The sequence below is a fragment of the Pseudomonas sp. GD03858 genome, assembly GCF_029840925.1.
Classification (GTDB): Bacteria; Pseudomonadota; Gammaproteobacteria; order Pseudomonadales; family Pseudomonadaceae; genus Aquipseudomonas.
Window position 1 is genome coordinate 88,540 of sequence record NZ_JAOCDM010000004.1, and the last position, 19,149, is coordinate 107,688.

Annotated in this window: 14 protein-coding genes and 1 pseudogene; 7 read left to right on the plus strand and 8 right to left on the minus strand. The window is 66.5% G+C overall.

The features are described from left to right. The first annotated feature begins 130 nt into the window (after positions 1 to 130). The 3 genes from N5D48_RS02425 (at position 131) to N5D48_RS02435 (ending at position 3,749) form a co-directional block, all read left to right on the plus strand. Positions 131 to 355 (plus strand): hypothetical protein, encoded by a 225-nt coding sequence (locus tag N5D48_RS02425; RefSeq protein ID WP_279880678.1) that lies wholly within the window; start codon positions 131 to 133, stop codon positions 353 to 355. 203 nt (positions 356 to 558) lie between these two features. After that, a complete protein-coding gene (locus tag N5D48_RS02430) occupies positions 559 to 1,884 on the plus strand; it encodes an OprD family porin (RefSeq protein WP_279880680.1) in 1,326 nt (441 codons plus the stop codon). Positions 1,885 to 2,252: 368 nt separating this feature from the next. Beyond that, complete coding sequence (locus N5D48_RS02435; RefSeq protein ID WP_279880726.1) at positions 2,253 to 3,749, plus strand: diguanylate cyclase; 1,497 nt, start codon at positions 2,253 to 2,255, stop codon at positions 3,747 to 3,749. 25 nt (positions 3,750 to 3,774) lie between these two features. Here the strand turns inward: N5D48_RS02435 and N5D48_RS02440 are convergent, their stop codons facing one another. Further along, entirely contained in the window at positions 3,775 to 4,251 is a 477-nt protein-coding gene (locus tag N5D48_RS02440) for a PA2169 family four-helix-bundle protein (RefSeq protein ID WP_279880682.1), read from the minus strand. 202 nt (positions 4,252 to 4,453) lie between these two features. On the opposite strand from N5D48_RS02440, the gene N5D48_RS02445 reads away from it, so the two are divergent. Then, the gene (locus tag N5D48_RS02445; RefSeq protein WP_110736839.1) at positions 4,454 to 4,675 is read left to right on the plus strand and encodes a DUF3820 family protein; all 222 of its coding nucleotides are present in this window, start codon (positions 4,454 to 4,456) and stop codon (positions 4,673 to 4,675) included. 144 nt (positions 4,676 to 4,819) lie between these two features. On the opposite strand, the gene N5D48_RS02450 is transcribed toward N5D48_RS02445, so the two are convergent. From N5D48_RS02450 to ptsP, 3 genes are read right to left on the minus strand one after another with little or no spacing between them, the layout of a single operon-like run. Beyond that, positions 4,820 to 6,541 (minus strand): PTS fructose-like transporter subunit IIB, encoded by a 1,722-nt coding sequence (locus N5D48_RS02450; protein WP_279880706.1) that lies wholly within the window; start codon positions 6,539 to 6,541, stop codon positions 4,820 to 4,822. Next, the gene (gene pfkB, locus N5D48_RS02455; RefSeq protein ID WP_279880708.1) at positions 6,541 to 7,488 is read right to left on the minus strand and encodes a 1-phosphofructokinase; all 948 of its coding nucleotides are present in this window, start codon (positions 7,486 to 7,488) and stop codon (positions 6,541 to 6,543) included. The genes N5D48_RS02450 and pfkB overlap by 1 nt, the downstream gene beginning before the upstream one ends. Beyond that, positions 7,488 to 10,337, minus strand: a complete 2,850-nt coding sequence (ptsP, locus tag N5D48_RS02460) for a phosphoenolpyruvate--protein phosphotransferase (RefSeq protein WP_279880710.1) — start codon at positions 10,335 to 10,337, stop codon at positions 7,488 to 7,490. The genes pfkB and ptsP overlap by 1 nt, the downstream gene beginning before the upstream one ends. A 296-nt stretch (positions 10,338 to 10,633) precedes the next feature. On the opposite strand from ptsP, the gene cra reads away from it, so the two are divergent. Together cra and N5D48_RS02470 are read left to right on the plus strand one after the other, a co-directional pair. Further along, the gene (gene cra / locus N5D48_RS02465) at positions 10,634 to 11,629 is read left to right on the plus strand and encodes a catabolite repressor/activator (RefSeq protein WP_279880712.1); all 996 of its coding nucleotides are present in this window, start codon (positions 10,634 to 10,636) and stop codon (positions 11,627 to 11,629) included. Positions 11,630 to 11,631: 2 nt separating this feature from the next. Beyond that, positions 11,632 to 12,441, plus strand: a complete 810-nt coding sequence (locus tag N5D48_RS02470) for a TatD family hydrolase (protein WP_279880714.1) — start codon at positions 11,632 to 11,634, stop codon at positions 12,439 to 12,441. A 207-nt stretch (positions 12,442 to 12,648) separates the two neighbouring features. On the opposite strand, the gene N5D48_RS02475 is transcribed toward N5D48_RS02470, so the two are convergent. The 4 genes from N5D48_RS02475 to N5D48_RS02490 form a co-directional block, all read right to left on the minus strand. Beyond that, on the minus strand, positions 12,649 to 14,661 hold the full coding sequence (locus N5D48_RS02475; RefSeq protein ID WP_279880716.1) for a methyl-accepting chemotaxis protein: 2,013 nt from the start codon (positions 14,659 to 14,661) through the stop codon (positions 12,649 to 12,651). 135 nt (positions 14,662 to 14,796) lie between these two features. Next, entirely contained in the window at positions 14,797 to 15,627 is an 831-nt protein-coding gene (gene ampE, locus N5D48_RS02480; protein WP_279880718.1) for a regulatory signaling modulator protein AmpE, read from the minus strand. Next, entirely contained in the window at positions 15,624 to 16,190 is a 567-nt protein-coding gene (gene ampD / locus N5D48_RS02485) for a 1,6-anhydro-N-acetylmuramyl-L-alanine amidase AmpD (RefSeq protein ID WP_279880720.1), read from the minus strand. The genes ampE and ampD overlap by 4 nt, the downstream gene beginning before the upstream one ends. Positions 16,191 to 16,293: 103 nt before the next feature. Continuing rightward, positions 16,294 to 18,444, minus strand: a complete 2,151-nt coding sequence (locus tag N5D48_RS02490; protein ID WP_279880722.1) for a DUF1631 domain-containing protein — start codon at positions 18,442 to 18,444, stop codon at positions 16,294 to 16,296. 244 nt (positions 18,445 to 18,688) lie between these two features. On the opposite strand from N5D48_RS02490, the pseudogene N5D48_RS02495 reads away from it, so the two are divergent. Then, positions 18,689 to 19,149 (plus strand): annotated as a pseudogene (locus N5D48_RS02495) (nicotinate-nucleotide diphosphorylase (carboxylating)); the annotation flags it as partial.

Sequence of the window (19,149 nt, forward strand, 5' to 3'; positions counted from 1 at the left end):
GGATTTGCGCGGCAATAATTACCTTTTTCGCAAGAGTGCTTATCCGAACAGGCTCTGTTTCGCCGGTGTCGACAGGACTAACTTTAGCCCTGTCTCCACTCACACTTGCATCGCAAGAAGGTTGCATCAAATGTCCAACAGTATGGGTATTGCCAGCGTCTTCGTCCTGTCTTCCCTGTTGTTGTCGCCCCTGGCCATGGCAGAAGAATCCCCGGCCTTCGTCGCCCGTAACGCCGAACTCTCCACCGTGCATCAGGAGGCTCGCGAAGCCTATGCCGGGCAACGCAGCGATACGGTGAAAGACGTACAGCAGACTGCTTCCAAGGTTTCCAGCGACGGCAATGCCGACAGTTGATCGGCGCCTCGCGCTTCTCAGTTTTCCCTTGGCTACACCATGGGCACTGCCCGTGACGATATGTTAGCCTTTCAAAGCCGCTGCCCATCAGCGGCTTTTTTTATGTGTCGAAAATATCAGCCAGGCTGTTACGTCTCTAATAAGAAACTTGCAGACACGACAATAAAAACTGCCCCACCGCTTGACCAAAGGAGTTTGTACCGGTGCCTTTCGCGTTTCGTTTCACCCCGCTGTTCGTTGCATTGGCCGCAACGATGCCCGTCGCCGCACAGGCCGATGAAGACCTGGCTGATGGCTTCATCGAAGGTTCCACGCTGAACCTGCATTTTCGCAACGCCTACTTCAACCGCAACGAGAAGAACCACGACAACAACGACAAGCGCGAGTGGGGCCAAGGGGCCGTGGCGCGCTTCGAGTCCGGCTACACCCCGGGCGTGATCGGCTTCGGTCTGGACGCCCACGCCATGGTCGGCCTGAAGCTGGACGGCGGAGCCGGCCACGCCGGAACCTCGATCCTGCCGAACCACGTCAAGGACGATGGCAGCCAGGGCGCGGCGCCGCACTCGTTCTCCACCGCCGGCGGCGCGATCAAGCTCAAAGGCTTCGACACCGAGCTCAAGGCCGGTGACCTGTTCCTCACCAACCCGGTGATCGCCGGTGGCGAGACACGCATGCTGCCGCAGACCTTCCGTGGCTTCGCGGTGACCAACAACAGCATCGACGGGCTGATGCTCGAAGGCGGCAAGGTCAGCTTCACCAAGCCGTACAACCAGAGCGGCCATCGCCGCATCAACACCTACTACAGCAACCAGACACCGGACCAGGACAGCCAGAACCTGAGCTGGGCTGGCGCTTCCTGGAGCGGTACCGAGAACATCACCGCCAATGTCTATGCCGCCGAGCTCAAGGACATCTGGAACCAGTACTACGCCGACTTCGACTACACCTACGCGGTCAACGACCTGGTCAGCCTCAATCCGGGCGTGCACTTCTATCACACCCAGGACACCGGCGAATCGAAGCTGGGCAGCATCGACAACAACACCTGGAGCGTGCACTTCACCGTGGCCGCCGGTTACCACAGCGTCACCGCCGCCTACCAGCGGGTCAACGGCAACACGCCGTTCGACTACATCAACCTGGGTGACAGCATCTACCTGGACAACTCGCGCATGTACTCGGACTTCAACGCGCCGAACGAGCGCTCGTGGAAGCTGCAGTACGACTACGACTTCGCCGGCCTCGGCGTGCCGGGCCTGACCTCGTCGCTGTCGTATTCGCGCGGCAAGGCCGACCTGACCAAGGCCAGCCAGGACACCCAGTTCTATGATTTCTACAATCCCGAGGGCAAGAACGCCCGGCACTGGGAGCGCGACTTCGACCTGAAGTACGTGTTCCAGGAAGGCCAGCTCAAGGACCTGTCGGTGCTGCTGCGCTATGCCACGCACCGGGCCAACGCGGCGTACTCGGACGCGGCGGACAACGACGAATTCCGCGTGATCGTGGATTACCCGCTGAACGTGTTCTGATCCGCAAGCCCGCTTCCACAGGCACTGCACAGTGTCCTGTGGAAGCGGGTTTGCCCGCGAGGCCGACACCGTGGTGGATGGCACGGGCTTCGCCCGTGTTCGAGGCGGTTCGGCGTCCCGACAAGCCCGCTCCCACAGGGATCGCGCCAGATTCTAAAAATTGAGCAAGACAGTTGCTCCCACACGGATCGCGCCAGATCGAGACATCCGAGCAGGACAGTTGCTCGCGCAGGCCCCTGCTGAAGCATTTCCGTCGGGCGAAACAGCTTTGATCTTGTCCGACAATCCCCCTCTTGCCTAAAATACCGCCGCCGCTTTTTGGCCCACTCCCCATGGATCCCGGGGCTTATGCAGTAGCGAGCATGACGTTGCCCACCCGATCACCACGATCCGCCCTGTACAAGTCGCACCCCGAGCTGGTCCTCAACCTGGGCAGCTGCCTCGCCGTGCTCGCCATTGTTGCCATCGTCAGCTACCTGCTGGCCCGTGAGCGCGACAGTGTCGAGCAGTCGGCCATGCGTTCGTCGAGCAACATCGTGCAACTGATCGAAAGCGACATCCTGCGCAACGTCGAGCTCTACGACCAGTCACTCAAGGGCCTGATCTGGGCCGTGCAGCATCCCGAACTGCTCAACGTGCCGAGCAAGCTGCGCCAACAGATCCTGTTCAACCAGGCCTTCTCCGCCCCCGTGCGCGGCGACATCCTCTGGCTCGACGCCAAGGGCGATGTGCTCGGTGACTCCACCAGCGCGGTGCCGCGCCAGGCCAACTTCGCCGACACGGTGCCATTCCAGACCCATCGCGAACACCCCGGCCTGGGCCTGCTGATCAGCCCGCCATTCAAGGCGCGGCTGGGCAATCTGGACTGGTGCATCAGCTTCAGCCGGCGCATCTCCGACGCCAACGGCGAATTCCAGGGGCTGGCCGCCGGCGCCTTGCGCCTGTCCTATTTCAACGAGCTGTTCCAGCGCCTGGACATCGGCGTGGACAGCAGCATCAACCTGCTCAACACCAACGGCCAACTGCTGGCCCGTCAGCCGACCCGTGCGCAGGATCCGTTGATCGGGACCAGCTACAGCGAACGCCCCAATTTCCAGCGCATCCTCATCGAGCGCAGCGGCAGCTTCACCGCCACGTCCATGACTACGGGCGGCCAGCGCATGTACACCTTCGCCCGAGTCGCCGACCTGCCGCTGATCGTGCTGGTGGTGCACTCGGCCGACGAGGTGTTCCAGTCGTGGCGGCGCACGGCGATCCTGGTCAGCGTCGCCACTGGCGTGCTGTGCATCGGCATTCTCTGGCTCACCTTGTTGCTGGGCCGTGAGCTGCGCCGCCGCCACGATGCCGAGCAAGGCCTGGCGGCCTTGGCGGCGACCGACAGCCTCACCGGGCTGGCCAATCGGCGCCGCCTGGACCAGGTGCTGCGCCAGGAGTGGGCGCGCGCGCAGCGCAACCGCAAGCCGCTGGCGGTGCTGATGGTGGATGTGGATCATTTCAAGGCATTCAACCAGCGCCATGGCCATGCCGGTGGCGACCATGTGCTGCGCGAGGTGGCCACGACCCTGGCGCTGTGCACCCGCCGCCCGGCGGACCTGGCGGCACGCTACGGTGGGGAGGAGTTCCAGGTGGTATTGCCGGAGACCGAGCTGGCCGGCGCCCTACTGCTGGCCGAGCGCATTCGCGCCAGCGTCGAGGCGATGCCGCCGTTCGGCGATGACCAGCGTTCGGTGACCGTCAGCGTCGGCATCGGCCTGCATGTTCCCGGGATGCAGCAGGACTTGACGGCCCTGCTGGGCGACGCCGACGAAGCCTTGTACCGGGCCAAGGCCAATGGGCGAAACCGGGTGGAAGGGCCTCAGGGCTAGGGGCCGCAGAACGGCCCCAAAAGTATCAAGACCGAGCCCGCGCCGCGTTACGCAGCGCCTTCACCTGGTCATGATTGCGCTGCACGCCCTGCAGCTGTTTCTCCACCAGCGCATAGCTCTGGTCATTGGCGGAGCGCCCCAGCTTGACCAGCTTCTCGCGCGCTTCCTTGTAGGCTTTCAGGGCATGGTCCTCGCCGCGCTCGACTTCGTTGAGCACCGCTTCCTCATCCTTGCCGGTGACCATCGACTTGAGGTTCACCCAGCCACGATGCAGGTCACCGCTGATGCTGGTGCTGGTTTCCGGATCGCCGCCCAAACGACGCACTTCGCTCTGCAACTCGGCCGCGGCGCTGGCGCACTCACCGGCACGCTGCGCGAAGAAAGCCTTGAGTTCAGGGTTCTTGACATCCTCGGCGGAGGTCTTGAAACCTTTCTCGCCATCCTTGCTGTACTCGATCAGGTCGTTGAGCACATCGATCGTGTCTTTGTTGGGATTGCTCATGGCAACTACTCCTTGGCAGGTGGAAGTCACCTTTACCCGAGCAGGCTTCATGCCAGGCCGAAATCTAAAAAATAATCCAATTAAATCAACAACTTCTATTTATATAGAAACTCTGGGAAACGGCGTTCTGCATGATCGGCGCTTGGGTCGTCGTGCAGTTTGCAGTATGGTCCGCGCATCACCCGCCACAGGCCACCACCTGATGAAGCCCGAATCCCTGCAACTGCTGGTTACCCGCACCATGCCCTTCGGCAAGTACCAGGGGCGAATCATCGCCGACCTGCCCGGCGACTACCTGGCATGGTTCGCGCGCAAGGGGTTTCCGCCCGGAGAGCTGGGCGGGTTGCTGGCGTTGATGCACGAGATCGACCACAACGGGCTGGGCGATCTGTTGAAACCGTTGCGGGGCAAGACGCGGGGGTGACGGCCCTCTGTAGGAGCGGCCTTGTGTCGCGATCGGGCCGCAAAGCGGCCCCTGGATTTCAGCGTTCATGCAACAATCGCCGGGGCCGCTTCGCGCCCCTTTCGCGACACAAGGCCGCTCCTACAGGAATTGCGCAGGGCCGGGTTACCCCTTGGCCGGCGCCACCACCAGCTCGACCTGCTCGCTCTTCTTGATCACGGCATACACCACCGCCGTCACCAGGCTCCCCGCCACGATCGCCAGCAGGTACAACAGCGCATGGTTGATCGCATTGGGGATCAGCAGCACGAACAGCCCGCCATGGGGCGCCATCAGCTTGCAGCCGAAATACATCGACAAGGCCCCGGTCAATGCGCCACCGGCGATGCTCGCCGGAATCACCCGCAAAGGGTCCTTGGCCGCAAACGGGATCGCCCCTTCGGAGATGAAGCACAGCCCCAGCGCCAAGGCAGCCTTGCCGGCCTCGCGCTCGCTCTGGGCGAACTTGCGCCGGGCCAGGAAAGTGGCGATGCCCAGGCCGATCGGCGGCACCATGCCGGCGGCCATGGTCGCGGCCATCGGCGCATAGCTCGACGAAGCCAGCAGCCCCACCGAGAACGCATAGGCGGCCTTGTTGATTGGCCCACCGAGGTCCACGCACATCATGCCGCCGAGCAGCAGCCCGAGCAGGATGGCGTTGGTGGTGCCCATGCTGTCGAGGAAATGGGTCAGCCCCTCGAGCATGGCGGCCACGGGCTGACCGACCACGTAGATCATCACCAGGCCGGTGAACAGGCTGGCCAGCAGTGGAATGATCAGGATCGGCTTGAGCGCGTCGAGGCTGTTGGGCAGGCGAACCCAACGGGCGATGGCCTTGGCGCTGTAGCCAGCGAGGAAGCCGGCGACGATACCACCGATGAAACCGGCGCCAAGCGTGCTGGCCAGCAGGCCGCCGATCATCCCGGGCGCCAGGCCCGGACGGTCGGCGATGGACCAGGCGATGTAGCCGGCGAGCAGCGGCACCATCAGCTTGAACGCCGCTTCGCCGCCGATCTGCATCAGCGCGGCGGGTAGCGTGCCGGGCTCCTTGTAGGCCTCGATGCCGAACACGAACGACAGGGCGATCAGCAGGCCGCCGGCCACCACCATCGGCAGCATGAACGAGACGCCGGTCAGCAGGTGCTTGTAGACGCCGGCCTTCTCGGCATTCGGCGACGCGCTGGGCGCATCCGCCGCGCTTTCCACCTTGCCCTCGGCCAGTGCCTTGTCCAGCGTGGCGCGGGCCTGCTTGAGGGCGATGCCGGTGCCGCAGCGGTAGATCCGCTTGCCGGCGAAACGCGCAGCCGGCACTTCGATATCGGCGGCCAACAGCACCACATCGGCCTCGGCGATGGCTTCGGGCGGCAACGGATTGCGCGCACCGACCGAGCCCTGGGTTTCCACGGTGAGCTGGAAGCCCATGGCCTGCGCCGCCTGCTGCAGGGCTTCGGCGGCCATGAAGGTGTGGGCCACGCCGGTCGGGCAGGCGGTCACCGCGACGATCTTCGGCGCGCGCTGCCGTGAGGATGGCGCCGCCTCTCGCACCCGAGCCCCGGCCGCGGCTTCGTCGAGAAAGCCTTCACGGTCCGCCAGCGCCTGGGCCGGCGTGCTCTGGAACAGACGCTTGCCCGCGAAGCGCGCCAGGTCCACCGGCCCGGTGCTGACCACCAGCACCCAGTCGGCCTCCAGGATCTGTGCTGGCGTCAGGCGGCGCTCGGGGTGCTCGGCATCCTGCACCTCGACACTGGTGCTCCAGCCCCGACGCTGGGCCGCGGCGGCCAGCAGGCGGGCGCTGAGCACGCTGGATACCTGGCCGTTGGGACAGGCGGTGACAATGGCGATGTTCATCAGCAGCCCTCTTCTTGTTGTTCTGCCAGGTGCACGGCGGCTTCCAGCCGCGCCAGTTGCTCGCGATCGTGGATGCCGAAACCGACCTGAGTGACCGCCTGGGCGGCGATGGCGGTGGCGCGGCGCAAGGTGACGGTGGGGGCTTCGGCCTGAAGCAGGCCATGGACCATGCCCGCCACCAGCGAATCACCGGCACCTACCGTGCTGGCGATGCGCACTTTCGGCGGTTGCGCGTGCAGTGCCAGGTCGGCGGCGAACCAGCTCACGCCCTGCTCGCCCTGGGACACCACCACATGCTCGATGCCGCTGGCCAGCAACCGCTGCGCGGCGGCGCGCTGGCCGACCGGGTCCTGCACGGGCAACCCGAGCACCTCGGCCAGCTCCTCGGTGTTGGGCTTGACCAGCCAGGGCGCGGCTTCCAGGCCAGCGCGCAAGGCGTCCGCGCTGCTGTCCAGGGCCACCTTCAGGCCCAGCGACTTGAGCATCAGCAGCAGCTCGCGCAACCACTCGGGGCTGATCCCCCGCGGCAGGCTGCCAGCCACCACCACGGCATCATGCCCTGGGGCCACCTGAGCCAGGCGGCGCAACAAGGTGTCGCGAGCGGCCTCGTCGACCTCGGGCCCCGGCCCATTGATATCGGTGATCTGGCCATCGGCTTCGACCAGCTTGATGTTGCTGCGGGTCTCGCCCGCCACGCGGACGAAGCAATCGACAAACCCGCGCTGGGCGATCAGCGCCTCGAACGGCGCCAGGTTGTCGAGCCCGAGGAAACCGCCGACGGTCACCTGGTGGCCCAGATCGGCCAGCACCTGGGCGACGTTCAGCCCCTTGCCGGCGGCATGGCTGTGCTGGGCCTGGCTGCGGTTGACCGCGCCGGGGCGCAGCCGCTCGAGGCCGATGGTGATGTCCAGCGCCGGGTTGAGGGTGAGGGTGAGGATCTTGGCCATCAATAACGCTCCACCAGCGCCCGAACTGCCTCGGCGCTGTCTTGTCGCAGGGCCTCGCGCGCCAGGGCGCGGGCCGTTGAAAGGTCGGCCTGGCGCACCAGTGCCTTGACTTCAGGGATGCTGCGGGCGGCGACGCTCAGCTCGTCCACCTCCAGGCCCAGCAGCACCGCCACCGCTTGCGAATCGGCCGCCAGCTCGCCGCATATGCCCACCCACTTGCCCTGGGCATGGGCGGCGCGCACGGTCATGTCGATCAGGTTGAGCACCGCCGGGTGCAAGCCGTCGGCCTGGGCCGAGAGGCTCGGGTGGCCACGGTCGATGGCCAGGGTGTACTGGGTGAGGTCGTTGGTGCCGATGCTGAAGAAGTCCACTTCGCGAGCCAGCTGCTGCGCCAGCAAGGCAGCCGAGGGCACCTCGACCATGATGCCCACCTGCAGATCGGCCACCGGGATCTCCTGGCGCAGCTGCTCGACCATGGCCTTGGCGGCGCGCCACTCGTGCAGTTGGCCGACCATGGGGAACATGATACGCAGCGGGCGGCCATCCGCCGCGCGCAGCAGGGCGCGCAGCTGATCCTCCATCACCTGCGGACGTTGCAGGGTCAGGCGCACGCCACGCACGCCGAGGAAGGGGTTTTCCTCGGCCGCGATCGGCCAGTACGGCAAAGGTTTGTCGCCACCCACATCGAGGGTACGGACCACCAGTGGCCGCCCGTTCAGGCCATCGAGCACCCGACGGTATTCGGCCTCCTGGGTCGCCACGTCAGGCAACTGTGAATGGGCCATGAAGATCAGTTCGGTGCGCAGCAGGCCAATGCCTTCGGCGCCCTGCTCCACCACCTTTTCGATGCCGTTGCTTTCGCCGATGTTGGCGAACACTTCGACGGCATGGCCGTCGCGAGTCTGCGCGGGCTCATGGCGGTTGGCCCAGGCGATCTGCAACCGGCGCTCACGGGCATCGCGCTCGGCCAGGGCCCGTTGCAACTCGGCCTCTGGCGGCGCGACCACGACGCGTCCGCGCTGGCCGTCGAGCAGCAGCGGCGTGCCGCTTTGCAGCAACAGTATCGCCGCCCCGGCCCCGACCACCGCCGGAATGCCCAAGGCCCGGGCGACGATGGCGCTGTGCGCCGTGGCGCCGCCCTGGGCGGTGACGATACCGGCGACCCGGGTCGGGTCCAGGCGGGCAACATCGGACGGACCGACCTCGGCCATCACCAGCACGTAGGGTTGTTCGGGTTCGGCGCCCTGCTGCACGCCACACAGCTGTGCCAGCACCCGGCGACCGATGTCGCGCAGGTCGGCGGCGCGCTCGGCCAGCAGCGCATCGTGCAGCGCCTCCTGCTGGCGGGCGGCGCTCTCGATCACCGCCATCCATGCGGCGGCGGCGCTCTCGCCCTGGGCCAGGCGCAGCTCGACGTCGTCGGTCAGGGCCGGATCGGCCAGCATTTCCTGGTGGGTGACGAAGATTTCGCCGATGGCCTTGTCGCTGCGTTGCACCAGGGCCTGCAGGTCGGCGTGCACCTTGTCGATGGCCGCTCGCAAACTGGCGCGCTCCTGGCCGGGCGACTCGCCGCGCAGCGGATAGTCAATCTCGCGCTCGACGCAGACATGGGCCGGGCCACTGGCGATACCCGGCGCGGCCGCGACACCCTGCAGGGTGCTGCCGGGCGCCGGGGCCTGGAGGGTTTCGACCGGTGACTGCTCCACCGCTGCCGTTTGCGCCAAGGGCTCTACGTCCTCGCCCAGCCCCTGCTCGATGGCAGCCAGCAGCACTGGCAAGGCATCGGCGGCAACGCCCGGCTCGGCGATCAATTCCAGAACCTGGCCACGGCGCACGCCGAGGCTCAGCAACTTGCTCAGGCTCTTCACCGAAACGGCGGGCTGGTCGCTGCCTTGCACACGTACACGGATCTCCCCCTCGAAGCCCTTGGCCAACTGCGCCAGCACCTTGGCCGGGCGAGCGTGCAGGCCATGGGCGTTGGCCAGCAGCGCGCGCGCGCTCGGCCAATCGGCGGGCGCCTCGCCGCCGAGCACTTCGAGCACCGCGCGGCTGCTGGTGGCCTGGTAGAGCATCTGCCCTCGGCCCTCGATCAATACCTCGCACAGCCGTTCGAGCAGGGCCTGATGGGCGGCGCCGAGGCTGGCCAGGCAGAACAGGCCATTGAGCGGCTGGTCACGGTAGCGCAGTGGCTGTTGCGGGGTGACGAAAGCCAGGCCCGGCTGGCGCACCTCGCGTTCGCTGTGCAGCCACCAAAGGCCCTCACCCAGCGGCAGCGCTTCGGTCTGCTGCAGCACGGCGGCGAAACCGCTGTCGGCGCACCCGGCCCGTTGCAACAGGCGAGCGCCGCGCCAGGCCAGCTCGTCGAAGTCTTCCGCCGCCAGGTTGAGGCCAACCAGCTGGGCATCCAGCGCCAGCTCCCGTGGCGCGCCTTGCAGCAGCTTGAGCAGCGCCTCGGCGCTGGCGGCCCGACGCAACGCTTCGGCCAGGTCGGTCTCGCCCAGGGCGCGGGTCAGCAGTTGCAGCAGGCGCAGGTGTTCATCGGAACGCGCGGCGATGCCAATGGCCAGGTAGACGATCTGGCCATCGCCCCAGTCCACGCCATCGGGAAACTGCAACAGGCGCACGCCGGTGGCGAACACCTGATCACGGGTCTGCGGCGTGCCGTGGGGGATGGCGATGCCTTGGCCAAGGAAGGTCGAGCCTTGCGCCTCCCGGGCCTGCAACCCCGCCAGATAACCCTCTGCGACCAGACCATCGGCAACCAGCCGGTCGGCCAGCAACGCCAGTGCCTGACCCTTGTCGGCGGCGCGCTGGCCCATGGCAATCTGCTCCACGGCAAGCTCGAGCATGACCCTCTCCTTTTGCGGCGGCCCAGTCGGCCACCGAGGTATTGTTGTGGAATTCGCCGGCAAAAGCCGCCAAAACGAACAGCGCAAGGGGCGAATACGGATTTCGCGGCAGGAAATTTCGCCTTGCTGAAACGTTTAATCTGACCAGACGGCCACGTTACTCGATAATCTGCCGACGAAAAAGCCCCATCCTGTCGGACAATTGCGACAATGGTCGTCTGCGCGCGGGCCCGCCGATGGGTGAAACTAGCCGGTCAAGCCCCGCAGCCAGTCCCGGAAACAACAAGGAAAATTCGGTGAAACTCAGCGATATCGCCCGTCTGGCCGGTGTGTCCGTGACCACCGCCAGCTACGTCATCAATGGCAAGGCCGAACAGCAACGCATCAGCAACAGCACCGTCGAGCGCGTGCGCGCGGTGGTCGAGGCCCACGGCTTCACGCCCAACCCCCAGGCCGCCGGCCTGCGCAGCCGGCATACCCGCACACTGGGCTTCATTCTCCCGGATCTGGAGAACCCCAGCTACGCCCGCATCGCCAAGCAGCTGGAGCAAGGCGCCCGCGCCCGCGGCTACCAGTTGCTGATCGCCAGCAGCGACGACCAGCCCGACAGCGAGCGCCAGTTGCAGCAATTGTTCCGCGCCCGGCGCTGCGATGCGTTGTTCGTCGCCAGCTGCCTGCCACCGGAAGACGACAGCTATCGCGAACTGCAAGCCAAGGGCCTGCCGGTAATCGCCATCGACCGACGCCTGGACCCGGCGCACTTCTGCTCGGTGATCAGCGACGACCGCGACGCCAGCCGCCAACTGGCCCAGAGCCTGCTGAGCACCCGTCCGCGTAGCATCGCCCTGATCGGCGCCCGCCCGGAGCTGTCGGTGAGCCAGGCCCGCGCCGGTGGGTTCGACGAAGCCCTGCAAGGCTTCGATGGCGAAGCGCGTCGCTATCAGGGCGAAGCCTTCAGCCGCGAGTGCGGCCAGCGTCTGATGCAGCAATTGATCGATGAACTGGGCGGCCTGCCGGACGCCCTGGTGACGACCTCCTACGTGCTGCTGCAGGGCGTGTTCGACACCCTGCAGGCACGCCCGGAGGATTCGCGCCAGCTGCAACTGGGTACCTTCGGCGACAACCAGCTGCTCGACTTCCTGCCGCTGCCGGTCAACGCCATGGCCCAGCAGCATGGGCTGATCGCCGCCACCGCACTGGAGCTGGCCCTGGCCGCCATCGAAGACAAGCGCTACGAACCCGGCGTGCACGCCATCGGCCGCACCTTCAAGCAACGGATCGCCAAGGCCTGAGCATGCGCCTGATCGACACCCACACCCACCTCGACTTCCCCGACTTCGACGCCGACCGTTCGCGCCTGCTGGCCAACGCGGCGGCGCGCGGGGTGGAGCGCATGGTGGTGCTGGGGGTGTCGCAGGACAATTTCCAGCGCGTGTGGGACCTGGCCTGCAGCGATGAGCGCGTGTACGCGGCGCTGGGGCTGCACCCGGTGTACCTGGAGCAGCACCGGCCCGAGCACCTGGTGCGACTGCGCGACTGGCTAGAACGCCTGCGGGGCGACCCTAAGCTCTGCGCGGTCGGCGAGTTCGGCCTGGACTACTACCTGCCCGAGCTGGACCCAGCGCGCCAACAGGCACTGTTCGAGGCCCAGTTGCAACTGGCCTGCGACTTCCAATTGCCCTCGCTGCTGCACGTGCGTCGCAGCCATGCCCAGGTGATCGCCACGCTCAAGCGCTACAAGCCGGCGCGGGCGGGGATCATCCATGCCTTTGCCGGCAGCTACGAAGAGGCGCGGGAGTACATCAAGCTGGGCTTCAAGCTGGGGCTCGGCGGTGCCGGCACCTGGCCGCAGGCATTGCGCCTGCGCAAGACGCTGCCGCGCTTGCCGCTGGACAGCGTGGTGCTGGAGACCGATGCGCCGGACATGGCTCCGGCGATGTTCCCAGGGCTGCGCAACAGCCCGGAACACCTACCCGAGATTGCCCAGGCGCTGGCCGAGGTCATGGGGATAGACCCAGGACTGCTGGCCGAGGCCAGCAGCCGCAATGCCTGCGAGCTGTTTGGCTGGCAGGCCACTCCTGCAGACCTGAATGTAACTCATTGATTTAGCTAGATTCTGTGGGAGCGGGTTTACCCGCGAGGCCGACACTGTGGTGGATGGCACGGGCTTCGCCCGTGTTCGCGGCGGTTCGGCGTCCCGACAAGCCCGCTCCCACAGGGAGCGCGCCAGATTCTAAAAATTGAGCAAGACAGTTGCTCCCACTAAGTTCCCTACGCAGGTGATCTCCAGCAGGGAACGTACCGCCATCGATCACACCCGAAACGCCCCGATCAACCGCTTGAGCTCCACCACCTGCGCCGACAACGCCCGGCTGGCGTCCTCGGTCTGGCAGGCGCCCTCGGTCGTGGCCTGCGCCGCCCGGTTGATCGCCACGATGTTCTGGTCGATGTCGTGGGCCACGGCGGTCTGCTGCTCGACGGCGGCGGCGATCTGCTGGTTCTGCTCGACGATCCCGCCCACCGCGCCGAGGATGTTGCCCAGCGCCTGCTGCACCTGGCGCGCTTCGTCCACGGTACCAGCGGCCATCTGGTGACTGCTGCCCATCACCCGCACCGCCGCGCCCACGCCCTCTTGCAGACGCTGGATCATCTGCGCGATTTCCTCGGTGGAGTCCTGGGTACGCCTGGCCAGGGTGCGCACTTCATCGGCAACCACCGCGAAGCCCCTGCCCTGTTCCCCAGCCCGGGCGGCTTCGATGGCGGCGTTGAGCGCCAGCAGGTTGGTCTGCTCGGCGATGCTGCGGATCACTTCCAGCACGCGCCCGATGGCCTGGCTGTCGCCCGCCAGCTGGTTCACCGTGGCCACGCTCTGGTCGATCTCGCCGGCCAGGCGGGCGATGCTGCCCTGCTGGCTGGCCACCAGGTCGCGCCCCGAAGCGCTCTCGTGATTGACGCGCTGCGCGCCCTCGGCGGCCAGGGCGGCACTGCGCGCGACCTCCAGCGCCGTGGCGCTCATCTGGTTCATGGCCGTGGCCACCTGCTCGATCTGCTCGCGCTGGCCGCTGACCGCCTGGTTGCTGCGACTGGATACCGACAGCACCTGGCCGGCCTGCTCCTCGACCGTGACCACGGTCTTGCCGACTTGCTCGATCAGGCCGCGAATGCGCCGCACGGTCTCGTTGAAGCCACGCCCCAACTCACCCAGCTCGTCCTGGCTGCTGGCCTGGAAGCTGACGGTCATGTCGCCGGCGGCCACCTGATCCATGGCGCGCCCCAGATTGCCGAGGGTGGCGCGGGTGGAGACATAGAAGCCGCTGTACAGATAGATGATCAGCGCGAACACCGTGGCCAGGGCGGCAACCAGTGCGACCATGCGCAACTGGTGCTGGCCCAGGCGATGCTCCAGTTGCCCTTGCAGGTGCGCGAGCACGGCGTCGTTGAGGCGATAGGTCTGGGCCATCAGTTCGCTGGATTGCTGGTAGAAAGCGGCCCAGGGGCTGTCCAGGGTCTCGGCCACCACCACCTGGTCCTCGAACAACGTCGCGGCCTGCCTGACCGTGGCCTGACTGGCCTGGGCACTGGCGTCAAGGGCGGCCTTGGCCTGCGTATCGGCCGCCAGGGCGTCGTCGAGGCGCAGCGCATAATCGGCGGACAAGCGTTCCAGACGCTGCAGCAGGTCTTCGAAGCGTGCGCTGGCGGAGGAATCCATGAAGCCACGCCCAAGCGCCACGGCGCCCATCGCCCGGCCTTCACCGATCGCCTGGGTGACCTGCGCCGTAGCGCTGCCGATCAGCTCGCTGAGCTGGCGTACCGAGGCCTCGCTGTCCTGCGTCAGCCCCGCCTGGCTGGCGACCAGCCTGCCCAGTACCTGAGCCTGGACCAGCAGCTTGTCGAACAGCGCCAGCTTGTTCTGCAGCGATGTCTCGCCCCTGGCGCGGGCAAAGGCCTCGGCCAGTTCGCCGCGCTTGGCTTCGACTGCCGGGTCGCTGCCTTCGAGGTTATCGAGCAGGGCCTGGACTTTGTCCTGCTGGGTGGCAACGCGGCTCTCCACATCACCGGCCTGGCCCGACTGGCCGAGCACGGCGTTGATCTGCAACAGGTTGCCCAAGGTCTCCAGGTCGCCGCGCAGGGCCAGGCTCTCGGCGAGCGGCACCAGCCCTTGCAGCTCGCCACGGGTGGCCTGGAGCTGGCTGTAGGCATCGCGGACCAGATAGAAGCTGGTGACCAGCATGGGCAGGAAGAACAGGACGCTGATCAGGCTGAACTTCATGCCGAAACTCAGACGGTCCATCAGTGCGATGGCCGGATAGAGCAGACGCTTCACAGGTCACCTCCTTGAATTCTTGTTTTTCTGCGGGGTAGCACTAGGCCATCTGTGGGCCGAAGCCTTGTATAGCGCAAATTGAATTCAAGGTTTGTAACTTATGGTTAAACGTGGCGTGTATTGGCCGGCAATACCTCAGACCAGAACGGTCCACAGGGCAAAGCAGGCATACCACAACACCGCGCAGCGCAGCAGCAGTTCCCACAGACTGTCCAGTCGCTCCAGGCCGCGCTGGCGATCTTCTTCCTCGGGAATGTCATCGGCCACGCGCCCGACCTTGGCCACCAGGTGCCCGGCGCTGATGTGCCAGTCGAGCAGTTCGTGCAGCATCACCCGGGTCACCGCGACGAAGTTGCCGACCAGGGCGAAGCTCACCGCCATCACCCGCACCGGCAACCAGTCCATGGCATGGCGCAGCTGCCCGGCCAGGGTCTTGAGCGCCGGCTGACGGCTGTTGTCGGCGGTCAGGGCGAGCAAGCGATAGGCCAGTGCCGCGCCCGGGCCCAGCAGGAAGTACCAGAAGATCACCGCGAAGAAGCTCTGGTAGGCCTGCCACAGCAGATGCCCCTGGACCCGTTTGATCAGGCCCTGGGCATCGTCGGCCGCCAGCCCCAGGTCACGCTCGGCCACATGCAGCGCGGCCTGCTCGTCACCTCGGCGCCAGGCATCACGAAACGGCCCCAGCGCCGTTTTCACATCGCCACGCCCCAGGCTGTAGACCAGCACCAGCAGATGCACCGGCAGCGCCAGCAGGCCGTAGGCCACCGGCTCCAGCACATGCAGCAGCAGCGCCAGCAGCGCCACTGGCGCGAGGATCAGGATGGCCAGCGTCCACCAGGGATGGACCTTGCCATTGCGCTCCAGACGCACCAGCTCGCCCAGATAGAAGCCGTCGCGCTGCAACCGCTGGCGCAAGGCGGAGAATTTCTCGACCCACAGCGCCAGCACCAACACCAGAAAACTCATGCCTTGTCCTCGTTGCGTTGCAGCGCAGCCCGATAACGCGCCCAGTCGAAGGCCGGGCCGGGATCGGTCTTGCGCTGCGGGGCGATATCGCTGTGGCCGCGGATGCGTTGCGAGTCGATCACCGGCCAGGCCGCACGGATCTCGCGGGTCAGCCGCTCCAGGGTGGCGTACTGGGCATCGGTGTAGGGCAGCTCGTCGGTGCCCTCGAGCTCGATACCGATGGAAAAATCGTTGCACCCCTCACGCTCGCCGAAGCGCGACACCCCGGCATGCCAGGCGCGATCGAGCAACGAGACGAACTGGGTCACCGCGCCATCGCGCTCGACGAACAGGTGCGCCGAGACAGTCAGGTGGTTGATGCTCGCGAAATAGGGATGCTCGTTCGGGTCCAGGCGGTTCTGGAAGAACTGCTGCACCTTGCCGGTACCGAAACAGGCAGGCGGCAGGCTGATGTTGTGAATGACCAGCAGCGAGATGGCCTCGCCCTCGGGGCGGGCATTGAAATTCGGCGAGGGGCAGTGGCTGACGCCGGAGAACCAGCCGGTCGCACGGTCCAATTGCATGGGGCAGATCCTGAAAAACGCCGGAGGCAGGCCGTCAGTATGCCGTGCGCCGATGGCGCTTGCATGTAAATGATTGTGCGCGGATTTCAGGGCGCCGGCGGCATCACTGCGGCCGCTGCCCGTGCAATTGCTCGAGCACCGCGTCCAGGGCGCGCTCGAACAGCGAGCCGGCATCGAGCAGGCGCACCTCGCCACGGCGCAGCGCCACGGCGAGCCCGGCGCGACTCCACTCGCGGACCTTCAGGCCGGTACGGTTGGCGAACACGATGCGATCGCTGCTGTCGATGCGCGCCACCAGCTTGCAGCGCAGCGGCTCGTCATCATCCAGCACCTCGACCCAGGTGCCGACGGGCAGGCGCTGCACCTGACGCAGGGCCGGATCCTGGTCGTCGAGCTGCAGGCATGGCCTCGGGGCGAGCTCATCGCTGACAGCCAGGACGATATCGTCCTGCACCAGCACTTCGGGCAGATCATCGTCACCTTGCAGCGCCCCGCCACAGGCCCGCAGGTGCAACTGCTCCAGTTGCAGGAAAAAGTCGCGCGTGACCGCCGAGTCCAGCGCCACGCCCGCCAGGCCCTCGCGCAGGGCCTTGAGCAGGCTCGGTACCCGGGCCAGCAGACGGGATGGGTCCTGCTGCGGCGCGACGCTGGCGAGCAGCTCGTCCACCGTCGCCAGCGCCTCGTCCCATGCCGTGGAAGTATCGCCTTGCTTCAGCCAGGCCAGCAGCAGTACCTGGCTCCAGGCCTGTTCCAGCATCTGCACCAACGCACGCGGCAGCACCCGGCCGCGCAGACGCAGGTTCAGTTCGTGCTGTACCCGCTGGCGCGCCAGCAGCGCCCGCGCCCGGCCTTCCTCCGCGTCACGGGTGCGCTGTTCCAGCAACTCGCTGCGCCGCCGCTCGTCCTGGCTGAACGCCAGAAACTCCTCGAGCAGCTCGCTGAACAGTCCGCAGTCCTCGGAAAAGTCGTTGAGCAGACGCTGGACGATACGTTCCACCTGCAGGTGCAGACTGTCGCGCAGGCCTTCGGCGCTGTTCTCCCAACCGATCGCCACCGACGCGATCTCGTTGAGCAGGCGGCGCGCCGGGTGGCTGGCGCGGCTGAACACCCCCTTGTCGATGAGCGCCACCTTGAGCAGCGGGATCTGCAGGCGGCCGATCAACGCCCGCAGGCTCGCGGGCAGGTTGGCGTCTGCCTGGATGAAGGCGAACAGCAGGTCCACCAGGTTGATCATGTCCTCGTCGCTGGTGGCGATGCGCCGACGCGTGCCACTGCGCACGCTGACCCGCAGCAGCAGCTGTTCGAGTTGCTGGCCGAGGTTGAAGTCGTCCGGCTCGCCGGGCGCCGGCACGTAGTGCTGCAGGTGGGTGAGCAGTCGCAGCAGGTCGCCACTGCTGATCGGCTGGGCCACGCCGACGGTATGCAGGCGCGGTGCCACGCGGCCCCGGGTTGGCGCCAGCAACGCCTGCAGGGAGGCGAAGAACGCCTGGCCGGCGCTGTCCGCCCCTGGCGCATGCAAGGCCGGATCAGTCGGCGTGCGCCGGGCGATGTCGCGTCGGTCCTCGGCGCGTCGACGCGGTGAGGGCTTGAGGTCGGGCAATACCCCGGCACTGGCCAGTAACTGGTTGGCTTCGCCATACAGCAAGTCGAGGTCACGCAGCACCGCGCGCTCGAACAGCTTGAGCAGCACCAGCTTGACGTTGGCGCCCACGCCCAGGCTGCGCCCGGCCTCGAGGAAATAGCCACACAGGCTGGCGGGACCAAGCGGGTTGCGTGGCTCGTCCAGGGGCGTCTCGAGCAATGCGGCGAAACGCAGGTTCAGGTGCTCGAGCATGAAGCCATCGCGCGACAGCACCCGGTCGACCATGGCCTGCACCGCCACCGAGCGCTCCAGCGACACCCCGCCCTGGGCCAGCTGCGCACGGACCAGCGACGCCAGCGCATCGTTCTGCCCAATGCGGGCGAAGGCATCGTAGAAGGTATCGAGGAAGCCACGCTCGATGCTCTTGCGCTTGAGGCGCAGGTCGCGCATGGCTTCGAAGTAGAGGTTCTGGTCGAGACGCCCACTGGCCTTGTCGGCCATCTCGAAGAGGGTGTCGTCGGCATTGTCGAACAACGCCTGCAAGCCCTGGCGCAGTTGCAGGGCAGCCTTGTCGCGCACTTGCAGGAGCAGCACGGGAAGGCACGGCGAGGACGCGCGCGCGCCCCGGTCGAGGGTGGTCGCCAAGGGCACCACCTTGCCTTCTTTATGCATCCCGGACTCCTTGCTGGATGTTGGTTGTTCGACTGGAAGGAAAATCGTCAAAGCTATGACGCCAAATACTGGGCGCCATTATCGGTGAAAAAAGTGACAGCTGCCAGCGCGTATTCGCACGCCCTGAACTGACACTGCAATCGCCAATCCGCTCGCGCGTCCCGACCAAAGGTCATCGGCCAGGCAGCTGTACACGCCGCCCCCCTGCCCTATAATCGCCGCCACCTAGCTTGTGGAGCCGACCATGCCGAACCTACGTCTCGCCGACCTGACCGCCGAAATCGAAGCCAACGTGCGCCGCGCGTTGCTGGAAGACATCGGCAGCGGCGACATCACCGCCCAGCTGATCCCGGCCGAGCGCCTGGCCAAGGCCACCATCATCACCCGCGAGGACTGCGTGGTCGCCGGCACCGCCTGGGTCGATGCGGTATTTCGCCAGCTCGACCCGCGAGTCGCGGTGCATTGGCAGGTGACCGATGGCGAGCGGGCCACGGCCAACCAGGCGCTGTTCCATCTTGAAGGCCCGGCACGCTCGCTGCTCAGCGGTGAGCGCACGGCGCTGAACTTCCTGCAGATGCTCTCGGGCGTGGCCACCCGCGCGCGTTTTCTGGCCGACCTGGTGGAGGGCACCCAGGTGCGCCTGCTCGACACCCGCAAGACCCTGCCGGGCCTGCGCCTGGCGCAGAAGTACGCGGTCACCTGCGG